This window comes from uncultured Ruegeria sp. (assembly GCF_947504215.1).
In the GTDB taxonomy this organism is placed as follows: Bacteria; Pseudomonadota; Alphaproteobacteria; order Rhodobacterales; family Rhodobacteraceae; genus Ruegeria.
In genome coordinates this window covers 153,365-173,458 of record NZ_CANNGO010000001.1, presented here as the reverse complement: position 1 = coordinate 173,458, position 20,094 = coordinate 153,365, and the positions used below count along the sequence as shown (strand labels likewise).

The following is a 20,094-nucleotide window of genomic DNA, read 5'->3' as shown; positions in this document are numbered from 1 at the left end:
CCTTACGCTGACCAGATCTTGCAGAGAGTGGCTTTGGTCTCCTGCATCTGGGTCACTGAATCATAGCCATAGGTCTGGGCGGTGTTGCTAGCTTCACCCAGTACATAGGGGTCGGCGCCTTTGGGGTACTTGTCCCGTAGGTCCTCGCCCTGGAAATGGCCGCCAAAGTGGAACGGCATGAAGGCCACGCCGGCACCGACCCTGTTGGTCAGCATCGCCATTACCTTGACCTTGCCGCCCTCGGGACCTTCGACCCAGACCTGTGCCCCGTCACGAATGCCCAGATTGTTGGCATCGCGCGGGTTGATCTCGACGAACATGTCCTGTTGCAGTTCAGCCAGCCACGGGTTTGACCGTGTCTCATCGCCGCCGCCCTCATACTCGACCAGACGACCAGACGTGAGGATTATTGGATAATCCTTTGAAAAGTCGTTCTTTTGAATCGATGCGTAAAGCGTGGGTAGGCGATAGGCCTGACGGTCCTCGTAGGTCGGATAGTCCTCAACCAGATCGCGCCGGTTCGTGTAGAGCGGTTCGCGATGCAGTGGGATTGGATCCGGGAAGGTCCAGACAACCGCGCGGGCCTTGGCGTTCCCGAAGGGCGCACAGCCATGCTCGATTGCAACCCGCTGGATGCCGCCGGACAGGTCGGTTTTCCAGTTGGTTTCCGGCCCCGCAACGGCGTCGATTGCCGCGCGTTCCTCGGACGTTAGGCCTCCGTCCCAGCCAAGGTCCATCAGCATCTGCATCGTGAATTCGGGATAACCATCCTGAATTTCCGATCCGACGCTATAGACCCCTTCAGCCAGCAGGTTGTCACCGTCCCGTTCCACGCCAAAACGGGCGCGGAAGGTCAGACCACCTTCGGCCACCGGTTTCGACATGTCATAGAGGTTTGGTGTCCCTGTATGACCCATCTCTGCCGTACCCCAGCAAGGCCAGGGGAGGCCGTAGTATTCGCCGTCGTTCGGGCCACCAATCGCCTGCAGCGTGGTTCTGTCAAACGTGTGCTGGTTGGCCATATGGCTTTTCAAACGCTCCGGCGACTGACCGGTATAGCCGATGGTCCAGAGGCCCGAGTTGAACTCGCGCGTGATGCTCTCGACATTCGGGGTCTCGGCGTCTTCCATCTCGATATTGCGGAAGAAGCGGTCGGCCCAGCCAAACTTGTTGGCGAACTTGGCCATGATGACCTCGTCCGGCAGGCTTTCGAACAGCGGATCGACCACCTTATCGCGCCACTGCAGCGAGCGGTTCGAGGCCGTGACCGAGCCACGGGTTTCGAACTGCGTACAGGCCGGCAGCAGATAAACGCCATCGGTGCGGTCATGCATAACGGCAGAAACAGTCGGGTACGGGTCGATAACGACCAGCATGTCCAGCTTTTCCATCGCCGTCTTCATTTCCGTCCCGCGCGTTTGCGAGTTCGGTGCGTGCCCCCAAAGAACCATGGCGCGGACATTGTTGTCCTGATCCATATTTCCGGGGTCTTCCAGAACACCATCGATCCAGCGAGAGACCGGGATGCCGCGCTCATTTTGCAGCGGTTTGTCCTTGCCCTCCTTGTCCTTGATCGTGGCGAACTGACCAGCCAGCCAATCGGGTTCTTCGCCCCAAACGCGTGCCCAATGGCCCCATGCGCCCTTCGACAGGCCGTAATACCCGGGCAGGGTATGGGACAGAACACCAAGATCTGTCGCGCCCTGCACGTTGTCATGGCCGCGGAAGATGTTGGTGCCACCACCCGAGGTGCCCATGTTGCCAAGCGCAAGCTGCAGCACGCAATAGGCGCGGGTGTTGTTATTGCCATTGGTATGCTGGGTGCCACCCATACACCAGATCACGGTGCCGGGGCGGTTGTTGACCATAGTCCGCGCCACGCGTTTCAGCTGTGAACCCGGTACGCCGGTGACGCGCTCGGTCTCTTCCGGCGTCCAGTTGGCGACCTCTTCACGGATCTGATCCATGCCCCAGACACGGGTGCGGATGAACTCTTTGTCCTCCCAGCCGTTGTCGAAGATATGCCACAGCATCCCCCAAATCAGCGCCACATCGGTGCCGGGGCGGAAGCGGACATATTCATCTGCATGCGCTGCGGTGCGGGTAAAGCGCGGGTCGCAGACGATCAGCGGTGCATTGTTCTGCTCTTTCGCGCGCAGAACGTGCAGCAGTGAGACCGGATGCGCCTCGGCCGGGTTGCCGCCGATGATGAAGATGGCTTTGGAGTTATGGATGTCGTTGTACGAATTGGTCATGGCGCCGTAGCCCCATGTGTTCGCAACACCCGCAACGGTGGTCGAGTGGCAGATACGGGCCTGATGATCCACGTTGTTCGTGCCCCAATAGGCGGCGAATTTGCGGAACAGATAAGCCTGTTCGTTGTTATGCTTCGCGGATCCTAGCCAATAGACACTGTCAGGGCCGGATTCTTCACGAATAGACATCATGCCGTCGCCGATCTCGTTGATCGCCTCTTCCCAGCTGATGCGCTTCCACTCGCCGCCTTCCTTTTTCATCGGATACTTCAGACGGCGTTCGCCATGGGCGTGCTCGCGGACCGAGGCCCCCTTGGCGCAGTGCGCACCCAGGTTGAAGGGGCTGTCCCAGCCGGGTTCCTGCCCGATCCAGACGCCGTTCTGCACTTCGGCAACGACGGTACAGCCCACTGAGCAGTGGGTGCAGACTGATTTGATGTTTTCGACGGCCTGATTGGCCGCTGTCTGGGCGCTGGCCGGCGTCACGGTTCCACCCGTAGCGCTGATCGCGGCAAGGCCGCCGATCGTCAGGCCCGAGCCACGCAGGAACGCGCGGCGATCGACGGTTTTCTCGCCGACCTGGGACAGGATACTTGTCCGCTGGGGGCGTCTCGCAACCCCGTTGGTCTTTTTCCTAAGCATTTCTTTCCTCCCTTGCTGGCCATGTAAGCCATGGCTGGCTTGGTACTTCTCGAAACCGACGTCAGGGCCAATCGCAACCGTCTGTCGGGTATGACGCCGTCCGGTTTAGAACCGGGCGCTGTCCAGGTATGCGCGCGTGTGCGCGGTGTCCTGCATGCGGGTCTCATCCGTCGGCAGCTCTGCTGCTTCGGCCTCTCCGCTCAGGCTGACTGCGGCAACGGCAGCGGGCGCTGCGGTTCCGGCCAGTTTGAGGAAGTCGCGGCGCGTGGCACCTTCTTCCTTGGTCTTGCTCATGGGGGTCTCCTTTCCCATTTGCGGTGTGGCACCCGTCGGGTACCGGTGAATGGCGGGCTAGGCCGCCGTCATTCGAAACGCTTCACGTTCGATCTCCATAAAGACCCGACCGGCCGTACCGACCGAGGCATAGAGAACCGAGTTTTCAGCGGCTTCCAAATCCGAATAGAAATGCGCGGCCCACGGGCCGATGTGCTTGTTCCAGAACTCTTTTTGCTCATCCAACGAAGCGGGAGCGCCAAATCGGCCCACGATCATTCCGGCCATCATCTCCATCAGCGAGGCGATGTTATCCTCGGGTTCGAACACATTCTGGGCGCGCGTCACGCCGCGCGCGGCCATATCGTTGCGCAACTGCGCCAATGGCTTTTCGTTCAGGAACCCTGTCAGGTAGAAGCTGGCGTAAGGCAGAAGCTCTCCGCGTCCAAGGCCGATGAAAAGGGCGTTGAACTCGCGGTCAGCCGCTGGCGGTTTGGTCACCTTGGCAACACGGGCCATCGCCTGGATGGCCTGTCCCAAATCTGTTTCATCCCCCGACAGCCCGCGCATCTGATCTAGCAACATCTGATCGGGCGGACCTGAGAGCAGCAATCCGAGAAAATTGTAGAAATCCGCGCGCAGGCGATCCTCGGCCGAAACCTCCAGATTTTGTGCGTTGTTTGCGGCCATTTCGTTATCCTTCAAATTCAAATGTCATACGACGCGGAGCAGGGGCAATTTCGGCTTCTTCAACCTCGTCCGCGTGCGCCAATTCGACGGTCTGCGCAGGTGGCGCAGGGTCTGGGGTCGTCTCTTCTTCTGGCTCCAGCGGCTCGGGTTCAGCTTCCACCTCGGGTTCGCTTTTGTCTTCGGCGGCAGCCAAAGCTTCGATATGAGCCAGCATTCCCTTGCCAACCTGGTAGGCGGTCTGCAGGTTTTCGACTACGCAGGCGGCGTCAGTGTAATCTTCACCGTAATCCACCAGCCCGTCCACATTGGCCAGAACAGGGTTTAGCCGCCACAACCGGCGTAATGCGCGGCGACGCAGGCGGTCAGGCACTGCTTTGGCCATAAAGCCTGAGACATCGTCACCTGCTTGCAACTCGTCCGGATCGGGCAGGTCGAGCTCTGCCAGTATCTCGGCATCGGTCTTTTCTTCAAGCTCAGCCTGCTGCGCGGCGACAACCTGTGCCTCGACAGCTGCGTGCTCGGCGTCAACCTCGGCCTGAACGGCGGCTTTGCGGCGGGACCAGAAATCGCGGGCTTCGCTCATTGCACGACCCTCCGCGGGGCGCGGTACACGTCCGAGTCTTGCCGGATGCGTGCGTCGCCTTTGCCGTCTTCAACAAGGTCCGTCCGTTTCTTGTCGCGACGGCGCTTGACGAAAACCTCATCACGATGATGTTCCAAGGCGAAATCCCGAACCCAGGCGATCAGGCCTTCGGACATCGGGATCTTCTCTACAATCTCTTCGCCGGTATCAGCATAATCCTGACCTTCGAACGGAGAGGCTGTGATCAAAACAGCGTCCATCGGTCGCTCACCATTTATCTCATCCCGCAGGACCAGATAGATCGAAGGCTGCCCGTCAGAAAGGTTGACCATATAGGCCTCAGCCTCGTCAGCCCAAAGCACCAGGGGCAGTGTGGCGGCATGGTATTCGATGGCGTCGCCTTCGCGCCGCAACTCCTGCCAATCGGCGGGTCCGGCACCGGGCAAGGCGGCAACCGCGCGCCAGCACCATTTTGCCCAACGGGTCACGCCGGGTGTCTTGCGCACGATTACGCCAACAGGCATTTCGATTTGGCTTGCGGCTTTTGCCACGCGTCCTCCCCGGAAGGCTCTCCCCAGCCTTCCCCTGCGTCCACTATGGTACACAAAATGGCCTCGTGCCAAGCCCGCAGTGTACGACCTTAGTCTTAGAAGTGGTTACGTATTCGTGATCTTGTTGTCGGACGCCCCTGTTTTTAGGTGTTAACGATGTGTCGGGTTGTTGAAAACGACGTGGCCCGCAGGGTTTACATTGCGTCTGGGGGGGTACAGCCTAATGTCCTGTTAGAATGGAAGCTGTCCGGGGGAGGGATATGGTAACCAAACTATTGCTCTGTGATTGCGAGGGGACGCAATCACTGGATGCGGACCAGATCGCTTTAGCCTGTGATGTCGCTTGCTCGAAGGTCCATACCGCTTTGTGTACTCGCGAAATGAGCACCGCTGCTGAGCTTATGAAAGATGGCGAAGCCGTTCTGATCGCCTGTGGTCAGGAACAGGATGTGTTTTGCGATCTCGCTGCAGATCTGGACATGGAAACCCCAGCTTTTGTCGATCTGCGCGACCGCGCGGGATGGTCGGAACAAGGGCAGGATGCGTCCGCGAAGATGGCCGCCCTGGCTGCCGAGGCCCTTTTACCGCTGCCGGTCACACAAAGCGTAGATGTGATGAGCGAAGGCACCTGTTGTATTATCGGTCCTGGAGATGTGGCGTTTGACCTGGCAGAGCGGCTGTCTGCAACGCTGGCTGTCACGGTCGTGGTTTCAGATGACTCTCAGCCTGTTTCGCGCGTTTATGACGTGGTCCGCGGCCAGGTTCGGGCGGTCCAAGGCGCATTGGGTGGTTTTTTGATCAATCTGGATGCGTTGCAACAACTTGAACCTGGTGGGCGTGGCCCGTTTGGCTGGACCGACCCTAGGGACGGTGCACGGTCGTCTTGTGACATCCTGATAGACCTAACCGGGGGAAAGGCTTTTGTGTCGGCCCCGGCCAAACGCGAAGGCTATTTGCGCGCCGACCCCCGAGATACAATTGCAGTTGAACGTTTGGCGTTTGAAGCGGCGCAACTGGTCGGAACTTTTGAGAAACCCTTATACGTCCGCATGGAAGAAACCTTGTGCGCTCATTCCCGGGCCGAACAGGTTGCTTGCACGAACTGTCTGGATATCTGTCCAACTGGGGCGATCACACCCGCGGGTGAACATGTCTCAATCGATCCAATGGTTTGCGCCGGGTGCGGAGCGTGCGCTGCGATTTGCCCTTCAACCGCAATCACATATGAAGATCCTCCGGTATCGGCGCTGCTGTCACGGATGCACATTCTGGCCCGCAGTTACCGCCACGCGGGCGGTGTCGCACCGCGTTTGTTGGTGCATGATGCAAATGGGGCCGAGAAGATCCGCCTGGCCGCCCGCTTTGGACGGGGCTTGCCAGCGGATGTCATCCCCTTGGAGCTTGGCGTGATTTCAGGATTTGGCCATGCCGAGATGCTCGCCGCTTTAGCGCATGGGTTTGCGCGGGTCGATGTCCTGTTGTCGCCAACAACCGAACGGGATGCGTTGGATCGTGAGCTTGAGCTGGCGCAGGCCATCGCCGGAGACGCTGGATTGGGCCTGATTGATGACGCCGATCCCGATGCAATGTCTGACCGTCTTTATGACCAAATGGTTCCGGCCCCGTTGGCCGATCCGGTGTTACCGCTGGGCAATCGCAGACAGATCGCACGGCTTGCTGCACAAGCGTTGAACCCACAGGCCGAGGCCCCGCTGCCACTGCCGAAAGATGCGCCCTATGGGGCCGTTGCGGTAGATACTGACGCCTGCACATTGTGCCTCAGCTGTGTATCGCTGTGCCCTTCGGGTGCGTTGATCGATAATCCGGACACGCCGCAGCTGAACTTTCAGCAAGACGCGTGCCTGCAATGTGGGCTGTGCCGGACGATTTGCCCCGAGACTGCCATAACCCTGGTTCCCCAATTTGATCTGAGTGATGCGGCCTTGTCACAGCAAGTGCTGAATGAAGAGGAACCATTTGCCTGTGTCGAATGCGGCGCTTTGTTTGGGGTCAAGTCGACGGTCGAGCGCATTATGGACAAGCTGTCAGGAACACACCCGATGTTTGCCACGTCCGAGCAGGCGCGCATGATCCAGATGTGCGATGATTGCAGGGTGAATGCGCAGTTTCAGCTTAAGGATAATCCGTTTCAATCCAAACCAAAGCCACGTGTCGTCACGACAGACGATTATCTTTCAAAACGGAAAGATCACTGATGCTGCAAAGGCGCGCCCAGATCGGCTGCGCTGATGACCGAGACAAAGGCGAGGATCGCCTCAAGATCGTCCACCGACATTTCAACCGGATAAATGGGCGAGGGACGTTCCGGGTCAAAAGGAGGCGTGATCCCGTCGATTTGCGTAAACGCCGGGTGGGGGTTCAATGCAAAGAACGCTTCAAATCGATCCGACCAATCCGGCATGGCGCGCAACACGGCAAAAGACGGGGTCGAACCCAAACCGTTCATTCGGTTTTTGGGTCCGATCACATGGCATCGCCCGCAATGGGTCATCGACAGCTTCTCGCCCAATACAGCGTCACCATCCAAGGTCGTGGTTTCTTCTGTTGCAATGATTTCAAAACTCGCGCTGAACGCCGAGCCCTGAGGGGGCGCATAGCTTTCGATTGTACGCTTGCCGATATCGGACAGCATCCACTCGCGGAACCGATCCTGACGGGGATCGTCGTCAATGTTCAGGTGGTAGATAATCCCGTCACGGGCAAAGACAGGGTTTCCGGATGGTGTAGTCGTAATGGACATTGTACCGGATTCATCTGCGATCACGCGTATGCCGGTCTTGAGAGAGAAGCGGGGCAGAATATGTTGCAACAGGCCAGATCCCGAAACCTCGGCCGGGGCGGCGAGGCCAATTGCCTCTTGCGACCAAGAGGGGCTGGCGGTGAGCGTCAGGCTCAGGCACAAAAGGACAAAGCGCATGACCAAGCCTAACGGGCAAGGGGCAAATGCGTCAAATGAACGGTTAAAGACGGAGACACATGCAATGAAAAGCAACCACACGGTGGCGCAGTTCAAAGGGATTGAGGCATGAGTGTCCGCGATGCGGTTCTTGCGAACCTGAAAAAGATCACCGACCCCGTATCCGGGCAGGATATTGTCAGCGCTGGCGTGGTGCGCGCGTTGAATGTTGAAGGCGATACCGTCCGCTTTGTGCTTGAGGTCGATCCCAAGCAGGCCGAACGGATGGAGCCAGTGCGTGCTGCCGCCGAACAGGCCGCACAGATGGTTGAGGGTGTTGGTAACGTGTCGGCGATGATGACGGCGCATTCGGACAAGGCGCCGCCTGAATTGAAGCCCAAGCCTCGGCCGTCGGAAACTGGTCCGCAAGCCGTGCCCGGCGTAGATCGGATCATTGCCGTAGCTTCTGGCAAGGGTGGTGTGGGCAAGTCTACTGTCTCAGCCAACCTCGCCTGTGCACTGGCCGCAGAAGGACGTCGTGTCGGTCTGTTGGATGCTGACGTGTATGGCCCGTCGCAACCCCGGATGTTGGGGGTTTCTGGTCGTCCAGCCAGCCCGGATGGCAAGACAATCCTGCCGCTGCGCAATCATGGCGTCACAATGATGTCGATGGGGCTGATGACCAACGAAGGGCAGGCCGTTGTCTGGCGGGGACCTATGTTGATGGGCGCTTTGCAACAAATGATGAGCCAGGTCCAGTGGGGCGCGTTGGACGTTCTGATCGTGGACCTGCCGCCCGGGACCGGCGACGTGCAACTGACGCTGAGCCAAAAGTTCAAAGTGGATGGTGCCATTGTGGTTTCAACCCCGCAGGATGTAGCGTTGATCGACGCTCGTAAGGGGATCGACATGTTCAACCAGCTCAAGACACCAATCGTCGGAATGATCGAGAACATGTCCACGCACATATGCTCGAACTGTGGGCACGAAGAGCATGTGTTCGGCCATGGCGGCGTTGCATCAGAGGCCGAAACGCTGGGCGTTCCGTTATTGGGAGAGATCCCACTGCATCTGGATATCCGCGTTGCCGCGGACGGTGGCGCACCAATCGTGGTCAGCAAGCCTGACAGCCAACAGGCCGAAGCGTTCCGAAAAATTGCGCGCGATCTGATCACAAAAGGCGTTGCATGAGCGAGCTCGTCTTCCCGCCATTGCTGTCAGGCCACCCTGTGCAGGGAGGGGAAGACCCCTTTGAGCGCGCGCAGTCAATGGCCGCACTCGGGTGCGATGCAGGGGCCGTTGTTTACAACATCCAGGCTGACAGGCTGCGTGTAGCCATCGTGTTCGCCCCCGAGGTTTCCTTGCAGGATGCGATGGCGATGTTGCCCTTATGCGCAGTAGGGTTTCAGAACGCGCTGGGCGCTTTGGCCCCACCCGAAGTTGCAGTGCATCTTGGGTGGGACGGGCTGATCTGCGTGAACGGTGCCAAATGTGGGCAGTTCGATGTTGCAGCGTCCACGACCGAGCCGACAGATTTTCCCGATTGGCTTGTTGTGGGGTGGGAACTGTCCTTGTTGCAGACCAGTGATGCCCCCGGAGATACGCCGGACGTCACAGCGCTTTATGACGAGGGATGCGCAGATGTGTCGGCCTCACAGCTGGTCGAAAGCTGGTCACGCCACATGCTGACCTGGCTGAACCGCTGGCAACAGGATGGCAATGCACCTTTGCACAGCGAATGGCTGGGATTGCTGCAAGGCGTCGGAGAACCGCTGGGAGAAGAGGGTGTCTTTCTAGGAACGGATGAGCGGTTTGGAATGCTCATCCGGAATGGATCAGACACGCATCTGCGCCCTCTCACACAATTGCTGGAGACTGACCGATGAAATTGGCCCGTGCTATTCACTTTGATGAAAGTGATATGAACGTCTTTCACTCTCCTGCACGCACGGGTGAATGGTGCATCTCGGGCGGGTTCGAGTTTTCCAACTGGGGCCCGGGGGATCTGGAAGGAAAGCCACGTCAGGCTTTCGCCAACGGCTGGCTGGGTCTGGACACTTTCGGGCGCGTCACCTTCGTGGCCGTGACACAGATTGAACCAGCGGAAATCGAACGGGCAAAACAGAACCTGGCCGAGCATTTTGTGCAATTCTATGGCGCACCGTCAGCCGAGGCCGCAATGGGCGTCGCGCAAGCTGAAATTGACCATATGTCAGAGCTTTGCGATGACCACGATCCAAATACATTGCTGACAGTTGCACGTGAGTTGACGGACACAGGTGTACGCGAAGCGTTTCGGGTGATCACCCCGCAAGAGGCCGAATTGGAGGCGTTGGCCGTTCACGGCTCGCTGGACGATTAGATCAAGTCGACAAAGCCACCGAACTGGCCGCGCTTGAAGATCAGACCTTTGCCGGTGCGATACATCACCTGGTCCACATGGCCGACCACAATCAGGTGGTCACCTGCCTCGTGTCGGGCGTGCAGGTGACAATCAAACCGCGCCAGGCAATTGGTCAATTGCGGACGTCCGGCGTCATCCGTTCGCCATTCAGCGTGCGAGAAATCTGTTCCGTCGCGGGCGAATTTCAAGGCGCGATCCTGTTGATCCTGCGCCATGACATGGATGGAATAGTGTTGGCACTTACTGAACGCATTAAAGCGGTTGGAGTCTTTGGCGAGACACCACAAGACCAAAGGCGGATCAAGCGACACCGACGAAAACGAGTTTGCGGTAATCGCGCGCGGGCCGTTTCCGGTATCTGTCGTGATAACGGTTACGCCGGTGCCGAAACATCCCAATGCCTCGCGGAACGCGCCGCTTTGATCCGGGCCGGGTGAGAAGGTTCTTTCGGTCATGACGCGCTCGTTCTGTGCTCGCGCATCAGGTGCCATGACCCGAAGAGATTGTCCATGGAAAGCTGACAGCGTCCGCAAAGTCGCCGGGATCAGTTCAGGTCTTCCAGCAACCGTCCATGCTTGCGCGTTTCAACTAAGACAGCGCCAAATGTGGTCATGCCTCGGGCTTGCAGAATGGGCAGCATCTTGACCAAAGCTTCGGCCGTCGCAAGGGCATCCCCCAGCGCTGTGTGGCGCAACGCGTCAGGAATGGTGATGTCCAGCCGTTCGCATAGCGCATCCAGCGTATGCGTGTCGCTGGCGCCAAACAAAACCGCCGATAGCAAGACCGTATCCAGAATGGGATGGGTCCATTCGACGCCCATGTCATCGGCGTGCCGCCGCAGAAAAGCCATATCAAAAGGTGCATTATGCGCGACGATCACCGCGTCGCGTGCAAACTGATGAAACACCTTTCCGGCTTTGGCAATATCTGGTGCACCCTGTACCATCCGATCATTGATTTTATGTACTTTGGTCGAGGCGGCCGGGATCGGAATGCCCGGGTTAACCAGCATATTCAGCTGTTCCGAGTCAACGATCCGACCCTTGATGACCCGCACCGCGCCGATTTGGACAACTTCGTCTTTGTGCGGTAGCAAGCCGGTGGTTTCGGTGTCGAAGACAACAAAACACAAATCGGGCAAGGCGCGGTTTTCTAACGCGTCCTCTGCTGCCGTGTGCAGAAGCTCAAAATCATAAACCAGTGGGCGCGCGGCATCGGGCGAGATGCGCGCGGTGCTGTCTTCGAAAATCAACATGTATCCTGGCGCATCACCCAGTGGTTTCATGCGTGCCGAATAGCTCTGGTTTTCGTCAATGCTGATAAGCTTGCATTCCACGTCCATCCCGGTTTTCACCAGTTTGGAATAGGCGTCCTCTAACGGTCCCGGTTTCAGGTACTCAAACAGCGAAGCGTTTAGGCGGGGGTGGCAGATCTGAGCCAGAACTTCGGCAGCCTGCGCATCATACAGGACGATCTTATGGGTCGGGCTGGCCAGCAACATGGCCACCGGGATCTCGGTCAAAAGGGCCGTCAATCGCTGCTTTTCAGCTGCTAAATGTGCGGTTTCAACGGCGACCGCCTCGGCGATGTTGAGGGTCTTGTCAGAAAGCTGATCAGCCAGACCTGCCGCAGCGGGGGCCAGATCGCCCAGATATCTGGCGGCTTGCAGGTCCATATCCGTACTAACCCCGGCATGCGCCCGGGCACGCAGTTCGGCGGAAAGTCGTTCAATAGGCTTGGCTATGTTGTCGTCAAACAAAAGCCAAACCCCGGCAACCATTGCCAGCATTCCGAATCCGATCAGAATTTCAGCAAACACAAAGGCGGTCAGCAGTTCAGGATTGTCCAACCGGACATAACTGACCCAAAGCGCGACGGAACTGACAACCAACCCGCCCAAGGCAAGCAAGCAGAAGAACAAGAAAATTCTGATCCGTAGGCTCAGACGGGTCAGCATAACTACACTCCGCAAGTGGCCTCGATGATGGGGTCGCTTGATCCGGCGGTGAACCAATCTGCGTTCAACAGGCGCCCATCATCGGCGAATTCGGCACCATCCGCCAGATTGGCGCGGCGGTTTTCGGCGCAGTTTACAGCCACGGGCATTTTCGAGACCGGAGCCCAGCGGCCAAAGAAATACAGATCGACCAGACGTTGGTCCGGCACTTGATCATTGGTGCGCACGGACACTGTGTCGATGGCGGCGAAACGATCCACGAAGGGCACCGCATAGGTCCACGGACGATAGAAGGCGCGGCTTTCCACTTCCTGAATGATCGCCAATTCCTCGGGCAGGCTTTCGAGCTGTCGGTTGTACCACGAGTACTCGCTGGCGACGGTTACCCCGATCATGCCCACACCCGCAGCAACCGGTGCCGCCCAGCGGGGCAGACGGCCGCCGCTGAGTTTGTTGAGCGCCATCACAACGCCCGCAAACGCAATGCCTGCAAAGACTGTGCCGATCAATTCCAGAAACATCTCGTCTCTCCGTTCTTCGGACAATGCCGCCCGCAGTGTTCTGAACCTCAGCCGATCGCGCTGCGATCAGCTCAGCATTCCCTTGCCATGACCAACCGCCGATTGCATCGTTTTTACGACAACAAACGCATCTCGCAGATGACTTCGCTCAAAGTCGGACAAATCCGACGGCGGTAGGTAGTTGTCTGGCTTTTCGCCGGATTTGACCAGCCTGACCTGATGTTCCAGCCGCGTTTCTGCGATCAGATCATAGGCATCCAGCAGATCCCGGGCACCAGATGGGCTGAGGAGGCCCGTGGATTCTGCAGCTTTCAGGCGGGCTCGGGTGTTCGCTTCGGTCAATTGTCCCTGAAGGCTGTAGATCCGGGCCAGATCAACGATCGGTACAACGCCATTGTGTTTTAGATCCAACGTGTTGCGATGTTCACCGGATCGGATCGTCGCAAATCCCCGCAGCAGCCCAAGCGGCGGCGTGTGTTTCAAAGAATTGGAAATCATATGGGCCACAAAGATCGAGTTCGCGTTGGCGGCACTCAGCGTATCAGCCTGCAGGTCTTCGAAAAGCTCGAACTGGCCACCGATGGGCCGCAGGTCGAACATGACTGAGGCCAGCATTTGTGCTTCGGGATTTGGTTTTGCGATCCACCCTCGGAAGTAATCGCGCCAGACCCGAACGGGCTGACACCAGCGCGGATTGGTCGCCATCATGTCACCGGGGCAATAGAAGTATCCGCACGTATCCAACCCGTCTGAGACAAATCTGGCCAGTTCATGAAAATAGGGTAGGTCGGCATCCGTCACACTGTCATCCAGCATCAGGCAGTTGTCTTGATCCGACACACCGGTCTGTTCCTGCCGACCTTGAGAGCCACAGGCCAGCCACAGATAAGGGGCAGGCGCTGACCCTAGTTTCTGTTCGGCCAGGGCCAAAAGGCGACGGGTGGCTGTGTCGGCGATATCAGTGATTAAGCGCGTGACGATCTCATGCCGGTTTCCGCCGGCCACGAGCTGTACCAATAGCTGCGGGATCTCTGCGGTGACCAGGGCCATCTCTTCGGCCGATTTTGCGCGGGCGATCCGGCGCACCATCTCAGCGGAATTGACGGCCTGATAGTGGGTTAGGTCTGTTTGCGTCACAATGCCAATCAGATGCCCACCTTCGCAGATCGGGATATGGCCGATCCCGCGTTCCATCATTACGTGGAGAACATCCGAGCCGATGTCGCTAGGTGACAAGGTGATGGGATCGGGCGTCATAATCTTGGAAATCGTGGTGGTGTCGGGCATGGCGTTGGCCACGAACTTGCTTGAGATATCGCGCAGGGTCGCGATGCCCACCAGGCTGTCGCCCTCTGTCACGCAAAGGGAAGATATACGCTTGTCCCGCATGATCTGCGCGGCCTTCTGCACAGGGATGGATGCGTCACATGTTTCTGGGGCAGGCGCCATCAGCACGTCGATTGCCGTGGTGGCAAGGCTTTGAGGGCCCGTACGGCTGGCCCGTTTTCGGTTAAAGAACCGGGATACAATGTCATATTCTTTGACCAAAGAATAAAACATCCCGGTCGGCACGACGAAAAGCACAGTTGGTATATGCGCGCGGGCGTTGGTAAGGGCGATCCCGTCTTTCAGAAGACCACGCTCGCCAAAGGAGTTCCGCAATCCCAGATGAGATACGACGGCGCCGTTCTCATCCGTGATTTCGACCTGTCCTTCGTAGATGATGTACACCCCGGGCAATTCCTGGCCCAGTTCGTAAACGGCAGAGTTCTCTTCGATCTCATGCACTTGGATCTTTTGTGCGAGATCGTTCATCTCAGGGTCGGGCAGGGCGTCATAGGGGTGAACGGATTTCAGAAACCGGATGATCCGACTTTGCGACAATGTCATCAGTTGCCTCCGGGTTTCTTTTAGAAAAATCCCGCCCGGTGGTATGCCGGGCGGGAACAGTAAGTCGAAAGACGCGGCCTTTAGAGGTTATCCAACGACCGCATCAGGCTCAATGATCCTGAGCTGCACCCGCACCACGGGGAATGCGAACGCTTTCGACCAGATCTTTGATCTCCTGCGGGGTCTCTTTGGTCATGCCTGCGACAACGTAGGCAGTCCCAAAGTTGATCATTGCACCGATGGCACCGAACGACGTCGACTTGATCGGACCCAGAAGCGGATCAGCATCGGTGAATGAGTTGGTGCCCGGAATGAACAGCCAGCCCTTGTGAAGGAAGATGTAGACCAGCGTAACGGTCAGACCTGCCAGCATACCAGCAACCGCGCCGGTGTTGTTGATGCGGGTCGAGAAGATCCCCATCATCAGCGCCGGGAAGATCGAGGCTGCTGCCAGACCAAACGCCAAGGCCACGGTTTGCGCCGCAAAGCCCGGTGGATTCAGACCAAGATAGGTAGCCACGACGATGGCAACGGCCATTGCGATCCGCGCCGCCAGCAGCTCTCCTTTTTCCGAGATTTGCGGGTTGATGGCCCCTTTGACAAGGTCGTGGGACACAGCTGACGAGATCGCCAACAGCAGGCCCGCAGCGGTTGATAGAGCAGCTGCAAGACCACCAGCAGCGACCAGACCGATCACCCAACCGGGCAGGTTGGCGATCTCTGGGTTGGCCAGAACCAGGATGTCACGGTTGAAGTTGGTCAGTTCGTTACCGACCCAGCCCTTTTCTTCCGCGATGGCAGTCATGGCTTCGGACTTGTCATTGTAGTACTGGATCTTGCCGTCGCCGTTCTTGTCTTCCCAGTCCAGCAGACCGGTTTTCTGCCAAGTTGCCATCCAGTCATAGCGTGGATCGTTGTCGATTTCTTCGACCGAAACTGCGCCACCTTCGATGCCACCATTTGGCCACATCATGTCACTGATGTTCAGGCGTGCCATGGCGCCAACCGCAGGGGCGGTCAGGTACAGCAGTGCGATGAACACCAGCGCCCAACCGGCGGACCAGCGCGCGTCAGATACTTTCGGTACTGTGAAGAATCGCATGATGACGTGCGGTAGGCCGGCCGTACCGATCATCAGCGACAGCGTGAACAATACCATGTTCAACGTGTTCGAGTGGTGGGCTGTATACTCGTTAAAGCCCAGCTCGGTCACGATCGCATCCAACTTGGTCAACAGTGGCTCACCACTTGCAGTGTCGCCAAAAAGACCCAGCGCCGGAACAGGTGTGCCGGTCAGCTGCAGCGAGATGAAGATCGCCGGGATGGTGTAGGCGGTGATCAGCACGCAGTATTGAGCGACCTGCGTGTAGGTCACGCCTTTCATCCCACCAAACACCGCGTAGGCAAACACAACGCCCGCGCCGATCAGCAGACCGGTGGTGTTTGACACTTCAAGGAAGCGGCCAAAGGCCACGCCCACACCGGTCATCTGACCGATCACGTAAGTCACCGACGCAACGATCAGACAGATCACCGCAACGATACGGGCTGTCTGGCTGTAGAAGCGGTCGCCGATGAACTCCGACACGGTGTATTTGCCGAACTTGCGCAAGTACGGCGCCAGCAGCAGTGCCAGTAGCACGTAGCCACCGGTCCACCCCATCAGGAAGGTCGAGTTGTCATAGCCGGTAAAGGCAATCAGGCCCGCCATCGAGATGAACGAAGCCGCTGACATCCAGTCAGCCGCCGTCGCCATACCGTTGGTGACTGGGTGAATGCCGCGACCAGCGGCGTAGAATTCCGATGTGGAACCCGCACGGGCCCAGATCGCGATGCCGATGTAAAGCGCAAAGGACGCGCCAACAAACAGCAGGTTGATGGTAAACTGATCCATGGGGTTTACTCCTCAACGCCGTATTCGGCGTCCAGCTTATTCATGCGCCAGGCGTAGTTGAAGATCAGCACCAGAAAGACCAGGATCGATCCCTGCTGCGCGAACCAAAAGCCCAGATCGGTACCGCCAACGGCGATCCCCGACAGCATCGGACGCAGCAGGATGCCGAATCCAAACGACACCAGCGCCCAAATCGCGAGGCTGATGTAGATGAGGCGCAGGTTGGCCTGCCAATAGCCCTTATCGGACTCGGCAGTCTGCGCGGAGTTAGATGATTGATCCGCCATTGCGGTTCCTCCTTCGCTTGCTCGTTGGGCGACCCGTGCCCAACACCTCTAGCGCCGGGGGCCGCATCTCGATTGTGCCAAGCACCGGCTGGTGTCAGGCAAAACCTCTCTGGTCCGCCAAGGCGGGTCCATTGAAGTATTCTGTTTCAGGATCAAAGCCCTTGGGCTTGTCTCCTCCCCCTTAGCTCATTGCGTCGCTGACGATCCCTTCCAGATCACTGGCGATGTCATCGATTTTCCCCATGGCATCCGTGCGTTGCAGGACGCCGTGTGTTTCGTAGTAATTGATCAGCGGTGCGGTTTGGGCGTGATATGCCTCAAGCCGCGAAGCCACAGTTTCGGCGTTGTCATCGGCACGTCGATTGAATTCGGTGTGACCGCATTTGTCACATTTGCCTTTAACAGCTGGTTGCTTGAACTGATCATGGAACCCTTCGCCACAACCTGCGCAGGTGTAGCGGCCTGAGATGCGGATCACCATTTCTGCGTCTTCAACTTCAAGACTGATAGCTGCGCTGATCTTTTGATCGTTTTCAGACAGCAACCCATCCAGCGCCTCGGCCTGAACCGTTGTGCGCGGAAAGCCATCCAGAATAACGCCCTTGGCACAATCCGGCTCGGCCATACGGTCGCGCAGGATTGCAATGACGATCTCGTCGCTGACCAGATCGCCAGCCTCCATCACGGCCTTCGCAGCTTTGCCAGCTTTGGTTCCGGCAGCAACAGCCGCCCGCAACAGGTCGCCCGTGCTCAGCTGAATCAGGCTGAATTTGTCTTCCAGCATGCGGGCTTGCGTTCCCTTCCCGGCGCCCGGAGGGCCGAGAAGGATAAGAACGGCGGGTGAGGTAGTCGTGGCTGTATCCATCACACCCTCACTTGCTCGCCCGGTTTTCGATCAAGTCTTCAACCACCGACGGATCCGCAAGGGTGGAAGTATCACCTAGTGATCCAAAGTCGTTCTCGGCAATTTTGCGCAGGATACGGCGCATGATCTTGCCAGACCGTGTCTTAGGCAGGCCGGGGGCCCACTGAATCACATCCGGGGATGCAATCGGGCCAATCTCGGTCCGGACCCAGGTGCGCAGCTCTTTCATAAGCTCATCACTGGGTTCACGATCGTTCATCAGCGTGACGTAGCAGTATATGCCTTGCCCTTTGATGTCGTGGGGATAGCCAACCACTGCGGCCTCTGCCACGGCGGAATGCGCTACCAGCGCGCTTTCGACCTCGGCGGTGCCCATGCGGTGACCCGAGACGTTGATCACGTCGTCGACACGGCCGGTTATCCAATAGTCGCCGTCTTCGTCGCGGCGACAACCGTCACCGGTAAAGTAGTAACCTTTGTAATCCGAGAAATAGGTCTTCTCGAACCGCTCATGATCGCCCCAGACGGTCCGCATCTGACCGGGCCAGCTGTCCTTGATGCACAAAACGCCTTCGACACCATTGCCATTGATTTCGACGCCCGATTGCGGATCCAGAACTACCGGTTCAATGCCGAAGAAGGGCTTCATGGCCGAGCCGGGCTTCATCGCGTGTGCGCCAGGCAGTGGGGTCATCAGGTGACCGCCGGTCTCAGTCTGCCACCAAGTATCTACGATGGGGCAGCGTCCACCGCCGACAACCTCATTGTACCAGTTCCAGGCCTCAGGGTTGATCGGCTCGCCGACGGTGCCAAGGGTTCGCAGATCGCTTAGGTCGCATTTCTCGACCCATTCGTTGCCTTGCCCCATCAGGGCGCGCAAAGCTGTGGGGGCCGTATAGAACTGGTTGACCTTGTGCTTTTCGCAGACCTGCCAAAAGCGGGACGCATCCGGATAGGTTGGAACGCCCTCGAACATCAGCGTGGTCGCCCCATTGGCCAGCGGACCGTATACGATATAGCTGTGCCCGGTGACCCAGCCCACGTCAGCGGTACACCAATACACATCACCTTCATGGTAATCGAATGTAATTTCATGGGTCATCGCGGCGTAGACCAGATAGCCGCCAGTTGTGTGTACGACGCCTTTTGGCTGACCGGTTGAACCGGACGTATACAAAATGAACAACGGATCTTCGGCGCTCATTTCAGCAGGGGCGCAGTAGTCATCGGCCTCCAGCGCCATTTCGTTATAGTCGAAATCGCGACCGTCGATCCAAGTGGTCTGGCCGCCAGTGCGTTTGACCACCAGGCATTTCACCGTGTCTTTACAGTGCAGCAGGGCTGCATCCGCGTTGGACTTCAGCGGAGTCTTGCGACCTCCGCGCGGGGCCTCGTCAGCGGTAATGACGACTTTTGCGTCGCAGCCGTTGATCCGTGCCGACAAAGCATCGGGTGAGAAGCCAGCAAACACGATCGAATGAATTGCGCCAATCCGCGCGCAAGCCAGCATGGCATAGGCAGCTTCGGGAATCATCGGCATGTAGATGACAACGCGATCGCCCTTACGTACGCCCAGAGATTCCAGAATATTGGCCATCCGGCAGGTACGGCGATGCAGCTCGGCATAGGTGATATGCTGTGCAGCCTCGTTTGGATCGTCCGGTTCCCAAATAATGGCGGTTTGGTCGCCACGCGTTTTCAAGTGGCGGTCCAGACAATTGGCCGACACGTTCAACGTGCCATCTGCATACCAGTTGATTTTGACGGCGCCAAAATCGTAACTGACGTCTTTGACCTGGGAAAACGGTTTGATCCAGTCAATGCGTTTGCCTTGCTCACCCCAGAAAGCATCAGGATCTTTGATCGAGGCGGCATACATGTCGGCATACTTGTCAGCGTCAACATGTGCGCGGGCAGCAGTTTCTGCGGATGGCGGATATGTCTTGGCATCTGCCTGGGCAGCGGTTGTCATTTTTGAGGCTCCTCCCTCTGGACTGGACTAAATTAGGATCTTTGTTGCCAATCGATCGGGCAATGTCGATCCCGTTCCTCCCCGATCGGAATAATACGGGGTTCAGAAAAGAAATAAATAAATAGCAGGAATCCTTGGATTTGTTTGTAAATAAATTTCTCGTCGTTGACAGTCGCTGTTAATAAATTTTTCAGGCGTGGAAAATTTACAAATAATACAAATGTTTGAATGTAACGAGTCTTTGCGTGTGAATGTGCAGGCAGCACCTGGAAGCGGTTTCTCATCAGACCTGACCAGTCTGGAAAAGAACACCTGACCGAACCGGTCCTTGATCTGCCCGCCTTTATCCAGGGTTGGCACATCCGAATGTTGGCGCTAGCTTCTTTTGCAAGC

General features: G+C 57.8%; 18 protein-coding genes. 4 read left to right on the top strand and 14 right to left on the bottom strand.

What is annotated here, in order from left to right; translation table 11 throughout:
• Positions 1–2: 2 nt before the first annotated feature.
• From Q1B21_RS00825 to Q1B21_RS00805, 5 genes are all read right to left on the bottom strand, one after another.
• Positions 3–2,897 carry a formate dehydrogenase subunit alpha gene (locus tag Q1B21_RS00825; protein WP_299884742.1) on the bottom strand — a complete coding sequence of 965 codons (2,895 nt, stop codon included), beginning with the start codon at positions 2,895–2,897 and terminating at the stop codon, positions 3–5.
• Between the two features lie 105 nt (positions 2,898–3,002).
• Positions 3,003–3,191, bottom strand: a complete 189-nt coding sequence (locus Q1B21_RS00820; RefSeq protein WP_299884739.1) for a ubiquinol-cytochrome c reductase iron-sulfur subunit N-terminal domain-containing protein — start codon at positions 3,189–3,191, stop codon at positions 3,003–3,005.
• A 57-nt stretch (positions 3,192–3,248) separates the two neighbouring features.
• Positions 3,249–3,860, bottom strand: a complete 612-nt coding sequence (locus Q1B21_RS00815; RefSeq protein WP_299884735.1) for a molecular chaperone — start codon at positions 3,858–3,860, stop codon at positions 3,249–3,251.
• Between the two features lie 4 nt (positions 3,861–3,864).
• The gene (locus Q1B21_RS00810; RefSeq protein WP_299884733.1) at positions 3,865–4,443 is read right to left on the bottom strand and encodes a DUF3306 domain-containing protein; all 579 of its coding nucleotides are present in this window, start codon (positions 4,441–4,443) and stop codon (positions 3,865–3,867) included.
• A complete protein-coding gene (locus Q1B21_RS00805; protein ID WP_298932420.1) occupies positions 4,440–4,994 on the bottom strand; it encodes a DUF3305 domain-containing protein in 555 nt (184 codons plus the stop codon). Before Q1B21_RS00805 ends, Q1B21_RS00810 begins: the two co-directional genes overlap by 4 nt.
• A 260-nt stretch (positions 4,995–5,254) precedes the next feature.
• Here Q1B21_RS00805 and Q1B21_RS00800 point away from each other — a divergent pair, with 260 nt between their 5' ends.
• Complete coding sequence (locus tag Q1B21_RS00800; protein ID WP_299884731.1) at positions 5,255–7,210, top strand: 4Fe-4S binding protein; 1,956 nt, start codon at positions 5,255–5,257, stop codon at positions 7,208–7,210.
• Here Q1B21_RS00800 and Q1B21_RS00795 read toward each other — a convergent pair.
• Positions 7,204–7,932, bottom strand: coding sequence for a cytochrome c (locus Q1B21_RS00795; RefSeq protein ID WP_299884729.1), 729 nt, complete (start codon positions 7,930–7,932; stop codon positions 7,204–7,206). The genes Q1B21_RS00800 and Q1B21_RS00795 overlap by 7 nt on opposite strands.
• Before the next feature lie 108 nt (positions 7,933–8,040).
• On the opposite strand from Q1B21_RS00795, the gene Q1B21_RS00790 reads away from it, so the two are divergent.
• The 3 genes from Q1B21_RS00790 to Q1B21_RS00780 are packed head-to-tail and all read left to right on the top strand — an operon-like array spanning position 8,041 to position 10,273.
• Positions 8,041–9,102: an Mrp/NBP35 family ATP-binding protein gene (locus Q1B21_RS00790; protein WP_298932414.1), complete on the top strand. Its 1,062-nt coding sequence runs from the start codon at positions 8,041–8,043 to the stop codon at positions 9,100–9,102.
• Positions 9,099–9,797, top strand: a complete 699-nt coding sequence (locus Q1B21_RS00785) for a biotin/lipoate--protein ligase family protein (RefSeq protein ID WP_298932413.1) — start codon at positions 9,099–9,101, stop codon at positions 9,795–9,797. The genes Q1B21_RS00790 and Q1B21_RS00785 overlap by 4 nt, the downstream gene beginning before the upstream one ends.
• Entirely contained in the window at positions 9,794–10,273 is a 480-nt protein-coding gene (locus Q1B21_RS00780) for a DUF6505 family protein (RefSeq protein ID WP_299078509.1), read from the top strand. The genes Q1B21_RS00785 and Q1B21_RS00780 overlap by 4 nt, the downstream gene beginning before the upstream one ends.
• Here the strand turns inward: Q1B21_RS00780 and Q1B21_RS00775 are convergent.
• The 8 genes from Q1B21_RS00775 to acs all read right to left on the bottom strand — a co-directional run bounded on the left by Q1B21_RS00775 (position 10,270) and on the right by acs (position 19,701).
• Positions 10,270–10,770 carry a flavin reductase family protein gene (locus tag Q1B21_RS00775; RefSeq protein ID WP_298932409.1) on the bottom strand — a complete coding sequence of 167 codons (501 nt, stop codon included), beginning with the start codon at positions 10,768–10,770 and terminating at the stop codon, positions 10,270–10,272. The genes Q1B21_RS00780 and Q1B21_RS00775 overlap by 4 nt on opposite strands.
• A gap of 89 nt (positions 10,771–10,859) precedes the next feature.
• Positions 10,860–12,272, bottom strand: coding sequence for a 3'-5' exonuclease (locus Q1B21_RS00770; RefSeq protein ID WP_299884725.1), 1,413 nt, complete (start codon positions 12,270–12,272; stop codon positions 10,860–10,862).
• A 2-nt stretch (positions 12,273–12,274) separates the two neighbouring features.
• The gene (locus Q1B21_RS00765; protein ID WP_299884720.1) at positions 12,275–12,793 is read right to left on the bottom strand and encodes a hypothetical protein; all 519 of its coding nucleotides are present in this window, start codon (positions 12,791–12,793) and stop codon (positions 12,275–12,277) included.
• 66 nt (positions 12,794–12,859) lie between these two features.
• Complete coding sequence (locus Q1B21_RS00760; RefSeq protein ID WP_299884717.1) at positions 12,860–14,683, bottom strand: DUF294 nucleotidyltransferase-like domain-containing protein; 1,824 nt, start codon at positions 14,681–14,683, stop codon at positions 12,860–12,862.
• A 109-nt stretch (positions 14,684–14,792) separates the two neighbouring features.
• Positions 14,793–16,577: a sodium:solute symporter family protein gene (locus Q1B21_RS00755; RefSeq protein WP_298932401.1), complete on the bottom strand. Its 1,785-nt coding sequence runs from the start codon at positions 16,575–16,577 to the stop codon at positions 14,793–14,795.
• Between the two features lie 5 nt (positions 16,578–16,582).
• On the bottom strand, positions 16,583–16,864 hold the full coding sequence (locus tag Q1B21_RS00750; protein WP_299078517.1) for a DUF4212 domain-containing protein: 282 nt from the start codon (positions 16,862–16,864) through the stop codon (positions 16,583–16,585).
• 181 nt (positions 16,865–17,045) lie between these two features.
• The gene (locus tag Q1B21_RS00745; RefSeq protein WP_299884712.1) at positions 17,046–17,729 is read right to left on the bottom strand and encodes an adenylate kinase; all 684 of its coding nucleotides are present in this window, start codon (positions 17,727–17,729) and stop codon (positions 17,046–17,048) included.
• Between the two features lie 7 nt (positions 17,730–17,736).
• The gene (gene acs / locus Q1B21_RS00740; protein ID WP_299884709.1) at positions 17,737–19,701 is read right to left on the bottom strand and encodes an acetate--CoA ligase; all 1,965 of its coding nucleotides are present in this window, start codon (positions 19,699–19,701) and stop codon (positions 17,737–17,739) included.
• Between the last annotated feature and the right edge of the window lie 393 nt (positions 19,702–20,094).

What these genes read in the sequence shown, in the direction of transcription:
- Q1B21_RS00825 (WP_299884742.1), bottom strand. Translation starts at nt 2,897, where the DNA reads ATGCTTAGGAAAAAGACCAACGGGGTTGCGAGACGCCCCCAGCGGACA.
- Q1B21_RS00820 (WP_299884739.1), bottom strand. Translation starts at nt 3,191, where the DNA reads ATGAGCAAGACCAAGGAAGAAGGTGCCACGCGCCGCGACTTCCTCAAA.
- Q1B21_RS00815 (WP_299884735.1), bottom strand. Translation starts at nt 3,860, where the DNA reads ATGGCCGCAAACAACGCACAAAATCTGGAGGTTTCGGCCGAGGATCGC.
- Q1B21_RS00810 (WP_299884733.1), bottom strand. Translation starts at nt 4,443, where the DNA reads ATGAGCGAAGCCCGCGATTTCTGGTCCCGCCGCAAAGCCGCCGTTCAG.
- Q1B21_RS00800 (WP_299884731.1), top strand. Translation starts at nt 5,255, where the DNA reads ATGGTAACCAAACTATTGCTCTGTGATTGCGAGGGGACGCAATCACTG.
- Q1B21_RS00795 (WP_299884729.1), bottom strand. Translation starts at nt 7,932, where the DNA reads ATGCGCTTTGTCCTTTTGTGCCTGAGCCTGACGCTCACCGCCAGCCCC.
- Q1B21_RS00790 (WP_298932414.1), top strand. Translation starts at nt 8,041, where the DNA reads ATGAGTGTCCGCGATGCGGTTCTTGCGAACCTGAAAAAGATCACCGAC.
- Q1B21_RS00785 (WP_298932413.1), top strand. Translation starts at nt 9,099, where the DNA reads ATGAGCGAGCTCGTCTTCCCGCCATTGCTGTCAGGCCACCCTGTGCAG.
- Q1B21_RS00780 (WP_299078509.1), top strand. Translation starts at nt 9,794, where the DNA reads ATGAAATTGGCCCGTGCTATTCACTTTGATGAAAGTGATATGAACGTC.
- Q1B21_RS00775 (WP_298932409.1), bottom strand. Translation starts at nt 10,770, where the DNA reads ATGACCGAAAGAACCTTCTCACCCGGCCCGGATCAAAGCGGCGCGTTC.
- Q1B21_RS00770 (WP_299884725.1), bottom strand. Translation starts at nt 12,272, where the DNA reads ATGCTGACCCGTCTGAGCCTACGGATCAGAATTTTCTTGTTCTTCTGC.
- Q1B21_RS00765 (WP_299884720.1), bottom strand. Translation starts at nt 12,793, where the DNA reads ATGTTTCTGGAATTGATCGGCACAGTCTTTGCAGGCATTGCGTTTGCG.
- Q1B21_RS00760 (WP_299884717.1), bottom strand. Translation starts at nt 14,683, where the DNA reads ATGACATTGTCGCAAAGTCGGATCATCCGGTTTCTGAAATCCGTTCAC.
- Q1B21_RS00755 (WP_298932401.1), bottom strand. Translation starts at nt 16,577, where the DNA reads ATGGATCAGTTTACCATCAACCTGCTGTTTGTTGGCGCGTCCTTTGCG.
- Q1B21_RS00750 (WP_299078517.1), bottom strand. Translation starts at nt 16,864, where the DNA reads ATGGCGGATCAATCATCTAACTCCGCGCAGACTGCCGAGTCCGATAAG.
- Q1B21_RS00745 (WP_299884712.1), bottom strand. Translation starts at nt 17,729, where the DNA reads ATGGATACAGCCACGACTACCTCACCCGCCGTTCTTATCCTTCTCGGC.
- acs (WP_299884709.1), bottom strand. Translation starts at nt 19,701, where the DNA reads ATGACAACCGCTGCCCAGGCAGATGCCAAGACATATCCGCCATCCGCA.